The 15,076-nt window shown below is 31.8% G+C and carries 14 protein-coding genes and 2 tRNA genes; 4 read left to right on the top strand and 12 right to left on the bottom strand.

The window, feature by feature from the left end; all coding sequences use genetic code 11:
* Window positions 1-67: 67 nt before the first annotated feature.
* The 9 genes from JOD96_RS02835 to JOD96_RS02875 all read right to left on the bottom strand — a co-directional run bounded on the left by JOD96_RS02835 (window position 68) and on the right by JOD96_RS02875 (window position 9,296).
* Window positions 68-1,282, bottom strand: coding sequence for an MFS transporter (locus JOD96_RS02835; protein ID WP_209562757.1), 1,215 nt, complete (start codon window positions 1,280-1,282; stop codon window positions 68-70).
* Between the two features lie 230 nt (window positions 1,283-1,512).
* Complete coding sequence (locus tag JOD96_RS02840) at window positions 1,513-2,553, bottom strand: Gfo/Idh/MocA family oxidoreductase (protein ID WP_209562758.1); 1,041 nt, start codon at window positions 2,551-2,553, stop codon at window positions 1,513-1,515.
* Between the two features lie 163 nt (window positions 2,554-2,716).
* Window positions 2,717-3,787 (bottom strand): NADH:flavin oxidoreductase/NADH oxidase, encoded by a 1,071-nt coding sequence (locus JOD96_RS02845; protein WP_209562759.1) that lies wholly within the window; start codon window positions 3,785-3,787, stop codon window positions 2,717-2,719.
* A 104-nt stretch (window positions 3,788-3,891) separates the two neighbouring features.
* The gene (locus JOD96_RS02850) at window positions 3,892-6,054 is read right to left on the bottom strand and encodes a peptidase domain-containing ABC transporter (protein ID WP_209562760.1); all 2,163 of its coding nucleotides are present in this window, start codon (window positions 6,052-6,054) and stop codon (window positions 3,892-3,894) included.
* Window positions 6,055-6,057: 3 nt separating this feature from the next.
* Window positions 6,058-7,200, bottom strand: coding sequence for an HlyD family secretion protein (locus tag JOD96_RS02855; protein WP_209562761.1), 1,143 nt, complete (start codon window positions 7,198-7,200; stop codon window positions 6,058-6,060).
* Entirely contained in the window at window positions 7,197-7,835 is a 639-nt protein-coding gene (locus JOD96_RS02860; protein WP_209562762.1) for an ATP-binding cassette domain-containing protein, read from the bottom strand. Before JOD96_RS02860 ends, JOD96_RS02855 begins: the two co-directional genes overlap by 4 nt.
* Window positions 7,822-8,724, bottom strand: coding sequence for a hypothetical protein (locus tag JOD96_RS02865; protein WP_209562763.1), 903 nt, complete (start codon window positions 8,722-8,724; stop codon window positions 7,822-7,824). The genes JOD96_RS02860 and JOD96_RS02865 overlap by 14 nt, the downstream gene beginning before the upstream one ends.
* Window positions 8,725-8,777: 53 nt before the next feature.
* A complete protein-coding gene (locus JOD96_RS02870) occupies window positions 8,778-8,915 on the bottom strand; it encodes a class IIb bacteriocin, lactobin A/cerein 7B family (protein WP_245188336.1) in 138 nt (45 codons plus the stop codon).
* A 60-nt stretch (window positions 8,916-8,975) separates the two neighbouring features.
* Window positions 8,976-9,296 carry a hypothetical protein gene (locus JOD96_RS02875; RefSeq protein ID WP_209562764.1) on the bottom strand — a complete coding sequence of 107 codons (321 nt, stop codon included), beginning with the start codon at window positions 9,294-9,296 and terminating at the stop codon, window positions 8,976-8,978.
* A 351-nt stretch (window positions 9,297-9,647) separates the two neighbouring features.
* On the opposite strand from JOD96_RS02875, the gene rseP reads away from it, so the two are divergent.
* The 4 genes from rseP (at window position 9,648) to JOD96_RS02895 (ending at window position 12,243) form a co-directional block, all read left to right on the top strand.
* Window positions 9,648-10,988: an RIP metalloprotease RseP gene (gene rseP, locus JOD96_RS02880; protein WP_209562765.1), complete on the top strand. Its 1,341-nt coding sequence runs from the start codon at window positions 9,648-9,650 to the stop codon at window positions 10,986-10,988.
* Between the two features lie 86 nt (window positions 10,989-11,074).
* Window positions 11,075-11,148 (top strand) — tRNA-Asn (locus JOD96_RS02885).
* A 38-nt stretch (window positions 11,149-11,186) separates the two neighbouring features.
* A tRNA-Asn gene (locus JOD96_RS02890) sits at window positions 11,187-11,260 on the top strand.
* A 593-nt stretch (window positions 11,261-11,853) separates the two neighbouring features.
* Entirely contained in the window at window positions 11,854-12,243 is a 390-nt protein-coding gene (locus JOD96_RS02895; protein ID WP_209562766.1) for a helix-turn-helix domain-containing protein, read from the top strand.
* A gap of 180 nt (window positions 12,244-12,423) precedes the next feature.
* Here the strand turns inward: JOD96_RS02895 and JOD96_RS02900 are convergent, their stop codons facing one another.
* The 3 genes from JOD96_RS02900 to JOD96_RS02910 form a co-directional block, all read right to left on the bottom strand.
* Window positions 12,424-13,260: a DUF4435 domain-containing protein gene (locus JOD96_RS02900; RefSeq protein ID WP_209562767.1), complete on the bottom strand. Its 837-nt coding sequence runs from the start codon at window positions 13,258-13,260 to the stop codon at window positions 12,424-12,426.
* Window positions 13,253-14,545 (bottom strand): AAA family ATPase, encoded by a 1,293-nt coding sequence (locus JOD96_RS02905; RefSeq protein ID WP_209562768.1) that lies wholly within the window; start codon window positions 14,543-14,545, stop codon window positions 13,253-13,255. The genes JOD96_RS02900 and JOD96_RS02905 overlap by 8 nt, the downstream gene beginning before the upstream one ends.
* 142 nt (window positions 14,546-14,687) lie before the next feature.
* A complete protein-coding gene (locus tag JOD96_RS02910) occupies window positions 14,688-14,879 on the bottom strand; it encodes a hypothetical protein (protein ID WP_209562769.1) in 192 nt (63 codons plus the stop codon).
* Window positions 14,880-15,076 lie beyond the last annotated feature (197 nt).

Consider the following 15,076-nt stretch of genomic DNA (forward strand, 5'->3'; position numbering starts at 1 on the left):
AACTTTCTGTTATTTTATAAATAAGTCATTTATTAAATAATAATTTATTTGATTTTGTAAATCCTATTTAAGTGGTTCTGATCTTAGAAACCATAAAAGCAATTAATACACCAAAAATCCCGATAAAAGCAAAAGAGAACTGAAGTCCAAAGTTTTGTGCAATATGTCCTATTACGGGAGGTCCCATTAAAAAACCGAGAAAACTAACACTTGAAACAATAGTTAGCGCTTCTCCGGGAGGAACAGTCGGATTTTTTCCGGCCATACTGTAAACAGTCGGAACAATTGTAGCGACACCCAGGCCTACAAGCATAAAAGCAATTGTACAAGGTATAATATAAGGAAGAAAAACTGCAGTAAAAAGTCCGCCAGAAATCATAACGCCGCTAATTTGCATAACACGCTCACGTCCAAATTTATTGATTAGTCCATCACCTAAGAATCGTCCGCTGGCCATCATAATCATAAAAGAAGTGTAACCTAAAATTACCAAAGGCCCAGGAGCCTGTACAATGTCTTTAAAGTATACGCCGCTCCAGTCAAACATTACACCTTCGCTCGCCATGCTGCAAAAACCTATTACACCGAGCCATAGCAAAGCACTGTCTGGCTTGGTAAATAACTTTTTCTTTTGTCCTTTGTCTTTTAGTTTTTCTTTTGCTCTGATCAAAAATTTAAAATTAAAGGCAACCATAATGACTACAATTCCCCCTACTATTAAGAAATGGTGCAACGGGGTTAAATTTAAAGCCAGCATTCCTAATCCTACCAACGCACCAGTAAATCCTGCAAAACTCCACATACCGTGAAAGGAAGACATAATGGTTTTCTTAAAAAGAACTTCGGTATAAACGCCCTGAGTATTTACGGCAATATTGGCCAGATTTCCGAATAAGCCAAACATAAATAATCCCAAAGACAATTGTAGTGCTGTCGTTGCCAACCCTAAATTTGCCAGACATAAAACATACATTATTAAAGAAAAAACCAAAATGCGGTGGCTGCCAAATTTGGTTACCATTTTTCCCGAAAAAGGCATTACGACCAATTGCCCCATTGGCAAAGCAAAAAGTATGGAACCTAAGTCTCCTTCGGTCAAATGTAATGCTGTTTTAATATCCGGAATCCGGCTGGCCCAGGTGGCAAAACTCAAACCCATTCCAAAATAAAACGTTCCAACGGCAAAACGAATTCTCTTCAAATAAGAAGCTTTTGCTTCTCTAAAGACTTTTTTGATTTTTCCTTTTGTCTGGAAAAGTGATAACGGATTAAAATCTATCAAAGCTTACATTTTTTGGGTTTACTACTATAAAAATACTAAAAACTTTTTTATAGACTATTTATATCCTGCAGTTCCCCTATTTATAACGTTATTGTTTATAAATTGGATATTTGTTATGAAAAAAATGTATGGTTTTTCGCCACAGATTGAAATGACTTTTTAATTAAGGCTGCCACGAATTAAATTGAAAAAAAATAGCGGAAATTCGTGAAATTCGTGGCAAAAACCTTTTACAAATCAATTACTTTTTTCTGTTCATTACTTGCAATTGAAGCTTCTATAATCTGCATTACTTTTACGCCATCCTCTGCTGTAACAGGTTCTGCTTTATTGTTTGCAATTGCATCATAAACTCCATCAAAAAAACTGAAATAGTTACCCTTGAGTGTTGGCACTTTTTCACGAATTTCTTTTCCGTCGATTTCTGTATGCAAAAATCCCTGCATCGTTTCGGATTCTGTTCCCCAGGAATCTAAATTTGGTTTTTTACCCAATTTTAATTCATCTTCCTGAACATCTCCACGAGGCTTTAAAAAAGATCCTTTCTTACCGTGAATCGTATAAGCGGGATTTGCTTCTCTCACAAAAAAACTGGCCTTTAGCCTGACTCTAAAATTAGTGTAGATTAATAATAAATCGATCCAGTCATCTACTAATGAATTTTCTCTGGTAATTCTGATATCGCCAAAAACAGATTTTGGAAAACCAAATAACGCTATTGCCTGATCTATTAAATGCGGGCCTAAATCTTTTAGAATTCCTGCACCGTCATTGGCCGTTTCTTTGTGCGCTTTTGGACTCAATACAGGATTATATCTGTCAAAATGAAATTCGGCTTCAACCAGATCTCCCAAAACTCCGTCATTTATTATTTTCTGAATGGTTTTGAAATCACTATCCCAGCGTCTGTTCTGAAAAACAGCCAATTTTAAGCCTTTTTCCTGAGCGATTTTAGCTAATTCTTCTGCTTCGCCCACGGTTGTTGTAAATGCTTTTTCTACAACGGCATGTTTCCCTGCCAAAAGCACTTTTTTTGCATATTCGTAATGGGTTCCGACCGGTGTATTTACAATAACCAGATCGACATCATCTGCTAATAATTCCTCAATTGAAGCATAACTTTTTACATATGGATAATCTTCCTGAATGAGTTTTTTGCTTCGTTCCCAGGAACCTAATAATTCAAAACCCTGATGAATATCTAAAAAAGGAGCGTGAAATACTTTTCCCGACATTCCGTATGATAATAACGCTGTTTTTATTTTTTGCATTTTGTATATGTTTTTCTGCCACAGATTATAGGATTAAAATGATTTTGTTTGCCACAAATTTCGCTAATTTTTTATTCAGTTTGAGCTCAATTTAATTGGGGAAATTCGTGAAATTCAAGGCAACTTTTAAAAAAATAATTTTAATCCTATAATCTTTGACTATTTAATTTTTAGCTCTTGCGTATTGTTTTGGCCAAAGTATATCTTCGTTTAATTCTTTGGCAAAATGCAACGGCAGGTTTGGGTCTCTGAGCGATTCTCTGGCAAATAAAACCAAATCAGCCTGTCCGCTGCTTAAAATCTCCTCAGCTTGTTTTGCTTCTGTAATCAAACCAACAGCCCCGGTTAAAATAGCAGCTTCTTTTTTAATTTTTTCTGCAAACGGAACCTGATAGCCCGGTTTTAATTCAATTTGCTGATGCGAAACCAGTCCGCCTGACGATACATCGATTAAATCTACTCCTTTTTCTTTTAAAATGGCCGAAAGTTTTACTGATTCTTCCGGATTCCATCCTCCTTCTGCCCAATCTGTAGCAGAAATTCTAACCCATAAAGGCAAATCTGAGGGCCATTCTGACTGTACGGCTTCTAAAATTTCCAGAGTAAAACGAATTCTGTTTTCAAAAATTCCCCCATATTCATCTGCTCTTTTATTAGTTAAAGGCGATAAAAACTGATGTAATAAATAACCATGTGCACCATGAATTTCCATAACCTGATAACGTGCTTCAACGGCTCTTTTTGCTGCCGATCTAAAATCATCAATTACTTTTTGAATGCCTTCTTTGTCTAAGGATTCTGGAAGAAACGGTTCGTCATCATGATATGGAACCGTGCTTGGTGCAACGGTTTGCCATCCGCCATGAACGAAATCTAATTTTTTGTTGCCCATCCAGGGTGCAGAAACACTTGCTTTTCGGCCTGCATGCGCTAACTGAATTCCCGGAACTGCATGTTGAGAAACGATAAATTCATTGATTTGTTTTAATTTCTCAATGTGTTCGTCTTTCCAGATTCCTAAATCAGAAGGAGAAATTCTGGCTTCGGGAGAAACTGCTGTAGCTTCCTGAATAATCAGACCGGCACCTCCGCTGGCACGGCTTCCTAAATGAACAAGATGCCAATCGTTTGCAAATCCGTCGATTGCAGAATACTGGCACATTGGAGAGATAACAATTCTATTTTTTAAAGTGATTTTTTTTATCGAAAGTGGTGAAAATAATAATGAAGCCATAAATGTAACTTTTAGTGGTTTTAGGCTACCAATTGGGTATGATAGCGTTCAAAATAGTAAAGTTACAGCATCTTGTTAAAACTGGAAATCTAAATGTTTATTAATTAACAAACATTTAAATCAAATTTTTGATTTTTCCAAAGATTGAAATATTCTCCAGATTTTTCCAATAAGTTTAAATGAGTGCCAGATTCAATAATACTGCCATTTTTCATTACCATTATTGTGTCTGCATTTGCAATTGTACTTAATCTATGTGCAATTATAATTATCGTTTTTCCTTGCGATTTAAAATTATCAATAACATCTTTAACTATTTTCTCTGCTTTTGAGTCTAACGATGATGTTGCTTCATCCATTAATAAAATCTCAGGGTTTTTATATAATGCTCTGGCAATAGCAATTCTTTGTTTTTGTCCGCCAGATAACATTGCGCCATTTTCTCCTACCTGGGTTTCAAAGCCATTTGGTAATTTTTCTACAAACTCTGTAATGCCTAGTTGTTTTGACAAATCTAAAATTCGCTGAACGTTTGGAAATGGTTCACCTAAGGCAATATTATCTACAATGTTCCCTGAAAACAAATTAAGCTGCTGAGGAATCACACCAATACAATTTCTTAAGCTTTTATAATGTATAAATTGAGTATCGTAATCACCAATACAAATTTTACCTTCTTTAATTGGATACAAATTTTGAAGAAGTGATATTAAAGTTGTTTTTCCACTTCCGCTTTCTCCTACAACAGCGGTAGTTTCATTTTTTTTGAATACTGCATTAAAATTTTTAAAAACCTCAACACGTGAACCATATCTAAAAGATACATTTTCAAACTTTATATCGCCTAAATTTTCTTTTTGTAATTGTACTTTGTTTTCGGTTTGTTCTCTTTCTAAATCCATTATTTCAAAAAGCCTGTCTGCAGCGATTAATGCGTTTTGTGCCGTTTTATTCATACCGATTAAAGAAGCAACCGGTGATGTAAAATATCCTATTAAAGCATAAAATGAAAATAGCTCTCCCGGCGTAATATTCCTCTCAATTACATAACCAGAGCCTATCCACATTAAAACAATAGTAAATCCGGAAGCAAGAAACTGGGTAGATGTATTTGCAAATATTCCATTTAAACCAGACTTATATGTTGTAAATAATAATTTGACAAATTTATTTTCGGTTTTTAAATTTGAAAATTCCTCAATTCCAAATTCCTTAACGGTTCTCACGTGAGTTATACTTTCGACTAATTGAGTTTGAAGCTCAGCAGCATTTTCCATAATAGTTCGCTCTACTTTTTTGTTAAACTTATTCAACAAAAAATAAATTCCTGCATAAAACGGAATCACAAGCAAGATAACCAAAGCTAATTTCCAATAATAAGTAAACATCAGTGTGAAGGAAAAAATCACTATAAAAATATTAACAATCATTTCAATCGCAACTTCGTTAATAAACGAACGAATTTTTACTGCATCGTTTATTCTGGATGTAATTTCTCCTATTTGCATCGTATCAAAAAAGCGTTGAGGCAAATGCAGCAAGTGTTTATAATAACCCAGAATTAATTTAGCATCAATTAATTGTCCTGTTTTCATTACAAAAATGCTCTTTTTAGAACCTATATAAGTTTGAAGCAAAACAACAACAATCATAAAAACACTTAATAAATTTAGTAAATTTCGATTGCCATCTACCAAAACGTAATCTGTTATTTTTTGAATGTAAACAGACATTGCAAGTCCTAAAAGAGTATATAGAATTGCACCAGTCAAAGCCTGAATTAAAATGGTTTTGTGGGGTTGAATTAAATTCCAAAAACGGTTTACGGCTGACGTTTTTTCATTTGCTATTTTAAAATCAGCATTTGGGGCGAAAAGAATTAATACACCAGACCATGTTTTTTGAAATTCTTCGAAACTACAGGTTTCTATTTTACCAAAACCCGGATCCATTAGTGTGATTTTAGATTTGTCAACCTTATAAATTACAACATAATGATGCAATTGCTCTTTTGTAATAATATGAGCAACGGCAGGTAAAGGGATTTTATTTAAAGCATCAGCACCACCCTTAACACCTTTTGCAGTAAATCCCATTTTATCTGCAGCTTCGATTATTCCTAATACGTTTGTACCACGTTTATCTGTATTGGCATACTGCCTGATTCTGGCGATAGGAAGATTAATTTTGTAATGGTTTCCAATAGAAGCCAGACAAGCAGCGCCACAATCTTGAATATCATGTTGTTTTATTTTTATTGAAGCCATTTTTTAATTTTTATTTGATAATTGTTTTGGGTTTAGCCAATCGTCAATTTTATCAAATAACAAATCGAATAAACTTCTGCGTGTTATAATGTATCTGCTTGTTAAGGTCATTCCTTTGGAAACGGCAGTTTTATATCCTGATTTTAATTGTAAAGTTTGAGAATCTAAAGCACAACGTACTTTAAAAAAAGTCTGGTCGCCCTGTATTGTTATATTTCGATCAATATCAATTACTTTCCCTTCTAATAAACCCCATTGATTATAGTTAAAAGCATCTAGTTGAAATTTTACTTTTTGGTTTTTCTTAATAAGACCAATGTCGTTTGGAGAAACATTACTTTCTACAATAAGCCGATCTGCAGAAGAAATTGTTGCTATAGATTGTGAAGCATTAATAAAAGAACCTTTCTGTATCCCTGAAAAATTTTCTATTGTCCCAGAAATCGGTGCCAAAACAGTATAATTAGTGGATTCAACATTTATTTTTGCTACAGTTCCTTTAAGGTTTTTTAAACGCTCTTCTAAATCTTTTTTTTGATTTTCCCACGTTGCCTTTTGCTGGCTTGCAAAACTTTGCAGCATTTGTTTTGACAAGCGCAATTCATATTCGAATTTTTCAAAGTCAGCTTTGGCAATAATATCTTTATCATACAAAATTTTATTGCGATCATAATTTATTTGTGCTTGTGAGATTTTAGTTTGCAGTTCATTTTTTCCTGATTCAAATTTCAATAAATCTTCACGTGCTGTAGAAGTCAGCAAATGTCTTGTTTTATTTTGCAAAACATTTGAGATATCTTTTAATAACGCTATAACAGAAACAGATAAGGTATCCTGAGTTCTTTTGTCACTTTCAAGATTTTCTTTAGAAATTTCTAAAATTGTATCTCCTTTTTTTACAAAGGAATTATTCTTTAAAGCTATCCAATTCACTCTTCCGCTTACAATAGTTGTGATAGGAACATTATCTGTTTGACTTCGAATTATCCCACGGCTCTGGCTGCTGATATCAACTTTAATAACAGGCAATAAAAAAAGCGATACTATAATAGTTAAAACAATAATTAAGTATATAGAAAAACTGTTTGTTTTGTTTTTTGCTATTAAATTTTCAAGAGTATTTATTGGGTCTGAACTGAAATTCATACGATAGTAGAAAAAAGTTCTTTTTCGATTTCCGAAAAACCATTTTTGTCAAATTCTTTAATCTTTTTGTCTTTTAACAAAAAAATACAATCGCAATCTTTGTACAATATTTCCAGAATATGTGACGAAATAAAAACAATACTATCTTTTGCAATCTCTTTTATATAAGCCATCAATATATAATTTGACTCTAAGTCAAGACCGTTAAAGGGTTCATCAAAAACGTAAATAGAATATTTTTTTTGGAGTATCGCATTGAGGTAAGCTTTCTTTTTCATACCTGTAGAAAACTCCTTCACTAGTTTATCCTGAGGTACAGCAAACATTTGAAAATCATTTCTTTCTATATTTAATAATTCCTGATAAAAAATAGCAAATTCTTTAGCTGTCAATTCATCATAAATCATGGGTTCAGTAGGACACCATGAAATTTTACCCTTAAGAGAATATCCCTCTGTATGGAGAATAGAACCCTCAAAAGAAGTCAGCCCTGTTAAACATTTAAATAATGTGGTTTTCCCCTCGCCATTTTTCCCTACCACACCATAAATTCCGTTTTTAGGTATAGAAATCAGAATGTCTTGCAAAACCGTTTTGTCTTTATAAGATTTGTTTTTTATCTTAATTTGAAACATACTGAATAGCTTTAATATTTTTAATGGATTTTAAATATAAAAATGGAATGGCAATAAGAGGTATTCCAAGGGGAGACAAAGTCAAAAAAACAGCAAACATTAATTGATGCAGAAATTGATTATTGAAGAATGAATATTTGAATAGGATACTAAGCAATGGAATCACAAAAATTAGAGGCGTAAAAAGCAATAATTCCCATTTTTGAAATAACAAAAGCGTAATAATTAATGGTATAACTATCAATAATGAATTTAAAATTACAGTATTAAATTGCCTATTGAGGTAATCTTTTCCACTATATCCGCTCATCTTAATACTTTCGTAAAACTCTCTTTGAAAAGAAGGCAAAACAGTAAAGATTGAAGCTACAAAAAATGAAGCTATAATAAGATTTTCGTTTTTGTATAAATCTCCAACAATCACTAAAAAAATAGTTACAGGAAGAAATAAAATTAATTTGTTTCTTCTCCAACAGATATGCCAAAACGGATCAAATAATCTAAAAGGATATTTAATTATTGTGCTATTAAACTGTGGAACGATAATATATATCGCTATCAAAACAAGAAATATTACAGCAAACAAATATTCCTTATTTAGAATCAGCAAAGCCACATAAGGCGAGCTATAAACAAAATATTCTCCAAATAATATTGATGCCCATTTACTATTTAGTTTTAGCAAATCAATATCTTTTCTGTTGACATGATAGAAAAAAATATCTAAAGAAAATAAAAGAAAGTAGTTCCTTAAAACTTGAAATTTTTCGTTTAAGTAGAAAAAACATACTAAATAAACACAAAGAAATAACATCAAAGCCAAATTGTCCTTGGGAGGTAGAAATTTTCTTAGGCGAACCAGTACTAAAGTTTGTATTATTTTTATCATATTTAGAAAAGAAGCGAATCACTAAATAGTAATTCGCTCCTAACATTCAATAATTAATATGCATTATGTGTTCCCCATAATAGGCAAACTGCAATTATTAATGGAACAATTCCACCTTCAACTTCTTGTACTTCCTGAGCATTAAGCTCAACTAAATTCAATTCTTCTAAATTCACTACTGATAATTCCATAGTTTTAATTTTTAAACGTTAATTAATAATTTAACAAAATCATTTTCGCGAGAATTTTTGTTATAGCAAACTTATCAGAGTTCCGTCTAATAAAATTGGACGGAAGTAAGAACCACCAAAAATTTGTTTGGCTTCATCTTCAACAATAATTTTCAAAGAATAATCGAGTATTAATTCAAAAGAGGTTTCATAATAAAAACTCTCTCTTTTTTTGCAATATTTTAATGGTGCATCTAGTTCTTTTATCATATCCAATTCATTATAAAGCTGGCTTCTGCTCAAACATAACTTTCTTGCAAAAACACTTGGAGTACCTGTTTTTTCTGAACTAATCAACAGATGCATTTTTTTTATCCTTTCAATTTGTTTAATAAAATTCATCTCTTTCAATTTAAAAATTAACGAAATAATAAACTTCATGAGAATTTCTAAATAGTTTTGTTAACTATTTGAGATTAATGTCGTTTTATAATAAATATGAAATTAAAAAGGAGGAAGTGAAGCAATGTCTTTAGAAAGTTTTAAAAATATCAGAATAGGACATTTGTAACATTTTAATCAAATGAATTACTAATAAAATGAAACTCTAAAATTGATATTGCTTAATCTGACAAAAAAACTTAGGCGAATTATTAACAAACATTTAAAACCTTATGTCTTATATTGCACTATCAAATTAAAATAGAAACGCTACTTTTGTGCGTTAAAAAAATTACGAACTAAAAATACAAAATGGATATAGTTATCAAACTCTCTCAATTTCTATTGAGTTTATCTTTACTTATTATTCTTCACGAATTAGGACATTTTATTCCTGCAAAATTATTTAAAACCAGAGTTGAGAAATTTTACTTGTTTTTTGATGTAAAATTTTCTTTGTTTAAAAAACAAATTGGCGAAACTGTTTACGGAATCGGCTGGCTGCCACTTGGGGGTTATGTAAAAATCTCGGGAATGATTGACGAAAGTATGGACAAGGAACAAATGGCACTTCCGCCTCAACCGTGGGAATTTCGTTCTAAGCCGGCATGGCAGCGTTTGATTATTATGTTGGGTGGTGTTACGGTAAACTTTATCCTGGCTTTTATTATCTATATCGGAATGGCGTTTGTTTATGGTGATACCTATGTAGCAAATGCAGATTTGAAAGATGGAATCTGGGTAACGAATCCTGCAATTGAAAAAATAGGAATTTTAACAGGAGACAAAGTAATTTCTATTGACGGACAGAAAATCGAAAATTTTGACGATGACACAAACATGAAAGTAATCATGGCCAAAGAGGTATTAATTGAAAGAAATGGACAACAACAGAGCATCAAAATACCAACTGATTTTGTTGACAAACTTTCAAAACACGAAAAAAGCCTGCTAATAAGCCCTAGAATGCCTTTTGTTGTTGGTAGTCTTCAGGAAGGTTCTAAAAATACTTCTCTTAAACCAAAAGATTTGCTTGTAACATTAAATGGACAGCAGGCGAAATATTATGATCAGGTTAAGGCAATTCTAAATGCAAATAAAGGAAAAACTATTCCTGCTATCGTCTTGCGTGATTTAAAACAAGTGCCTATTACTGTTCAAGTCTCTGAAAAAGGAACATTGGGTGTTGTCGGAGGTGGTTTAGACATCAAATCTTTAGAAAAATTAGGCTACTATAAAATAAGTACCAAAGAATATAGCTTTATTGAATCTATTCCGGTTGGTCTTCAAAAAGGAAAAGACCAGTTAGTAGGTTACGGAAAACAATTGAAAATGATTTTTAATCCGGAAACAAAAGCTTACAAACAAGTTGGTGGTTTTGCGGCAATTTTTAACATTTTCCCTACTTCATGGAGTTGGGAAGTATTCTGGTCAATCACTGCTTTATTGTCAATTATGCTTGGAGTGATGAATTTATTGCCAATTCCGGCACTAGATGGTGGTCATGTGATGTTTTTATTATACGAAATGATCAGTGGCAAAAAACCTAGTGATAAATTCCTTGAAAACGCCCAAATGGTTGGGTTTGTACTACTTATAGCACTGCTTTTATTCGCAAACGGAAACGATATTTATAAGGCAATTGTGAAGTAGAAAAAAAAATAAAGAAAAAGAGTTAAAATATTTTTGGGAAATTAAAAAATCAACTATATTTGCACTCGCTAAAAAGAGCAACAACTTCCTCCTTAGCTCAGTTGGTTAGAGCATCTGACTGTTAATCAGAGGGTCCTTGGTTCGAGCCCAAGAGGGGGAGCAACTTTTTTTAGCAAACATATTTTACCTTAAGGTGATTCCTCCTTAGCTCAGTTGGTTAGAGCATCTGACTGTTAATCAGAGGGTCCTTGGTTCGAGCCCAAGAGGGGGAGCTTATTAAATACCACTTACAGACGTAAGTGGTATTTTTTTGTCTTTATTTCTCCTTACTTATAGAATGCATCCTAAAAAAATTATACATAGTATTTGTCGTTCTGAGGAACGAAGAATCACACGCGTAACTCTACAAAGACTGGCAATTATAACTGCGGAGCCTCTTGTGTGATTTCTCCTTATGTCGAAATGACAAAAAGGCAATCACGGGTTTTGTCATTCTGAGGAACGAAGAATCGCACGCGTAACTCTACATAGATTGGCAATTATGATTGCGGAGCTTCTTGTGTAATTTCTCCTTTCGTCGAAATGACAAAAAGGCGATCATGGGTTTTGTCATTCTGAGGAACGAAGAATCGCACGCGTAACTCTACATAAATTGGCGATTATGATTGAGGAGCCTCTTGTGTGATTTCTCCTTTCGTCGAAATGACAAAAAAGGCAATCACAAGCAATCGTTACCTGTGAGAAAAATTGTATTTTTGTTTAATCAAGCAAAAACAGAAAAAACACCAAAAATGTATTGTACAAATACAACCCCGTATTTTACAACACAAATAATTTTCTCAGGAATTTTAAATATCTTTGAATTATGAGCACACTAACAAAACCAAATCATATAGGGCGAAAAATTAGCCGTATTCGTGAACTTCGAGATATGAAACAAGAAGCATTAGCGCAAGCTTTAGGAACCAACCAACAGGCTATTTCTGCTATTGAAAACAGTGAAACCATCGATGAAGAAAAACTCAAAGCAATTGCTGAAGTTTTAGGCGTGTCTGTTGAAGGAATTAAGAATTTCTCTGAAGAAGCGGTTTTAAATATTATTGGGAATACTTATCACGACAGCAATGTCGTTAATGGAAATGCATATAGTTGTAATTTCAACCCGCTTGATAAAATGGTTGAACTTTTCGAGCGTTTGGTTTTGGCTGAAAAAGAGAAAGTGGAATATTTGGAGAAGTTGTTGAAAGGGAAGTAGATTTTTTAAAAACATACATATGTTATAATAAAAAAAGAGGTTTTATTCAAACCTCTTTTTTTCGTTTAGCCTAAAATTTGCAATATCTTTTCATATTTCGATTTTACATAAAATTATTTTTTTTATTTACAATGTAAGAGACTTTTCAGCATTGTTTAATAGTTTTTAGTATTTTTTTTATCAGGCATAATAAATTTTATCGGTCTCTTTGATCAAATGAATTACGTCTACATCTCTATAATTATTTTTCATGCTATCGATTGTATGACTATAAACATCATCTAATCCTAATGTTATTTCTTTTTGACGATGTTGTCTTACGTATTTTTTGATAATATTTATTACTAAAAGAGTTATAAAATGTCCTTTTATTAAAAACCATCTCTGTTTTGGATTTTCATCTATTAATTTGCGAGTTTCAGCAATTTCTTCTTCTGTAAATTTTTCCTTTATTGATTCAATGAACACATTGATTTTAGTTAAGCATAATTCAGTTGAGTTTCGATTTTTTAAAAATCTGTGACAGCTATCTCCAAAAACTTTTATTCCTTTTCCAAATCTCTTACTGGTAATATCATAGACTAATAAGTCATGAACGTTAGCTTCAAAAACATTTAAGATCTCTTGTATTTCGTCAACTAAATCAATTTCTACTTTTTTTGAATATTTTATGATTATATTATTTATGGAATTGCATTTGTACATCGTGTTTTCTATTGAATGGCCATATGTGAAGAGTATCTTCTCGCAATCAAGGTGGTCTGTAGATTCGAAATCTCGATGATCTCTATCAGTTGCGACATAGAATTCTGCATTCTCTTCAATAATTTTTGTAATGTATTTATCTAATTCATTACACCCTCCCACATCTTCTATATATGCACTTTTGTCTACTAATTTTAGTATTTCAGTCCAAAAAATCGGATCGTCTTCTCCTTCTACGTAAATTGTAATATCTTTATCATAAAACGCACCTTTTACTCCTAGAGCATCGGTTGAAAATTCAAAATTATTCATTTATAATTCTTGACATATTAATTAATCTATCTTTGTATTTACCAACAATTTCAGGTGAATGCGTGGCTAATATTATTTGAGAATTAGGATTTAATTCTTGAATTGAAGAAATTATTTTTCTTTGCCACTCAATATGTAACGAAAGTTCTGGTTCATCAGCTATGAAGATAGTTTGTTGTCCTCTTTGTAGTAGCGTTTCAGTTAATAGAATTAGTAACTGTTTTTCACCTGATGATAGTTCCGAAGGAAGTATTGGACTATTGTCTTTAGTTATATTGATGGTTCCTTTGTTACTTTCTCCAAGAGTAAAATACTTCGTTTCGTGAAAATCATTTAAAAGATTGATATAATTGTCTAGTTTTTCAAAAATTCTTTTTTTGCTTTCATCTAATTCTGTTGATAAATCTATAATCTTCTCAGTTCTTCTAAAAAGAGCTAACGGCGTTACATCATTGGCATAAACTGTTATTTTTTCTGCACTTTGTTTTAATGAATTATTAATTTTATCAGCAGATTTTTTTAAGGCAGAAATATGATTTTCGATTATTACCATCGTAGCAACATCTAAAATTCCCAAAACATCATAAGCACGAGAAAGTCCTTTCGAAATCTCGTCAATATTCATTGTAAATGGTTTTGTAAGATCGATTATGTCAAAATTATCATTAAACAGCATGTTTCTTAAAACATCTTCTTGAAATTTTTTAGATAATTTATTTACCTCAGTTTCTAATTGTAATTGATAAGAGGTTAAGTCTGTCATTAATTGTTGAAGACGATTATCAATTGGATTGTAAAGATCATTTTGATTTCTCTCTGTAATTAAATCGTCAAATAATTTTTCTCTACTAACAGATAAAAAAGATAAGTTGACGATTTTTTTTATTTCATTTTTGATTTGGAAGCTTTCTCTAAAAGGCCTTGCAATTGCTCTTCCAGAAGACACGCTAAAACTTTTTAAATCTCTGTTTGATAAAATTGGAATCCTGTATTTATTTGTGCCAATTTGATAAGTGATTTCTTTATATTGGACGTCTAATGCTTTTTTAGTAACAGTTATCTTTTTTGTACTTTTCTTGTTAATGAGCTGAAGTGTTATTGATTCGAATTGATGGTTATAAAGTTTTTCTACATTTACAGATATAACAGATTCAAGTAAATTTATGAATGTTGTCTTTCCGGTTCCATTTTTACCAATGAAAATATTTACGTTATCTTTTAAATCTGTATTTATAGTGTACTTTCCCCAAAAACCTTCAATTGTGACATTTGTTAATGTATACATTTAATTAAGTTTAGATTTTTTATCAAATATATAGAAAATGAGTTGCAAATCATATTTCAATTAACTATAACTAAGAAGAGAGTTTAAAAAATCACTCGCACAATTATTCTCATTTAATAAAGAGACGTAATTTGGTTTAAGATTAATAAAATCCAAAATTTTGATGATGATTACTTTTAACTTCTCTTTCTTTCAAGTTTTCAATTTCATTAACACATTCCAAAAGTTGATTAAAAGATGCTCCATTGCGAATAGAAAAGACTATTAAATATTCACTAAGAATAATATCTTCCTTATCTGAATTATATGTTGCAAATTTTATGTCTTTGGACAATTCTTTAATTTTTTATATTGTTATTGTTCATGAAGTTTAATAAAGTCTAAGATGGTATTAGTTGTTTCTGTTATCATTTCTTCCTTTTTTTTTGGTTATCAATATCGCCATGAGGTTCTAGAAGTATTATTACTATCATAACCGTCCTTGGTTCGACCCCAAGATGAGGAGCAAAAAAAAGACTATCATGAAAATGA

Origin of the sequence: Flavobacterium sp. 1355 (assembly GCF_017833415.1) — a bacterium.
In the GTDB taxonomy this organism is placed as follows: Bacteria; Bacteroidota; Bacteroidia; order Flavobacteriales; family Flavobacteriaceae; genus Flavobacterium.

Excerpts from the sequence above, each read along its gene's own strand:
- JOD96_RS02865 (WP_209562763.1), bottom strand. The coding sequence starts at position 8,724 with ATGATAAAAATAATACAAACTTTAGTACTGGTTCGCCTAAGAAAATTT.
- JOD96_RS02870 (WP_245188336.1), bottom strand. The coding sequence starts at position 8,915 with ATGGAATTATCAGTAGTGAATTTAGAAGAATTGAATTTAGTTGAGCTT.
- JOD96_RS02900 (WP_209562767.1), bottom strand. The coding sequence starts at position 13,260 with ATGAATAATTTTGAATTTTCAACCGATGCTCTAGGAGTAAAAGGTGCG.
- JOD96_RS02850 (WP_209562760.1), bottom strand. The coding sequence starts at position 6,054 with ATGGCTTCAATAAAAATAAAACAACATGATATTCAAGATTGTGGCGCT.
- rseP (WP_209562765.1), top strand. The coding sequence starts at position 9,648 with ATGGATATAGTTATCAAACTCTCTCAATTTCTATTGAGTTTATCTTTA.
- JOD96_RS02875 (WP_209562764.1), bottom strand. The coding sequence starts at position 9,296 with ATGAATTTTATTAAACAAATTGAAAGGATAAAAAAAATGCATCTGTTG.
- JOD96_RS02845 (WP_209562759.1), bottom strand. The coding sequence starts at position 3,787 with ATGGCTTCATTATTATTTTCACCACTTTCGATAAAAAAAATCACTTTA.
- JOD96_RS02860 (WP_209562762.1), bottom strand. The coding sequence starts at position 7,835 with ATGTTTCAAATTAAGATAAAAAACAAATCTTATAAAGACAAAACGGTT.
- JOD96_RS02855 (WP_209562761.1), bottom strand. The coding sequence starts at position 7,200 with ATGAATTTCAGTTCAGACCCAATAAATACTCTTGAAAATTTAATAGCA.
- JOD96_RS02905 (WP_209562768.1), bottom strand. The coding sequence starts at position 14,545 with ATGTATACATTAACAAATGTCACAATTGAAGGTTTTTGGGGAAAGTAC.
- JOD96_RS02895 (WP_209562766.1), top strand. The coding sequence starts at position 11,854 with ATGAGCACACTAACAAAACCAAATCATATAGGGCGAAAAATTAGCCGT.
- JOD96_RS02840 (WP_209562758.1), bottom strand. The coding sequence starts at position 2,553 with ATGCAAAAAATAAAAACAGCGTTATTATCATACGGAATGTCGGGAAAA.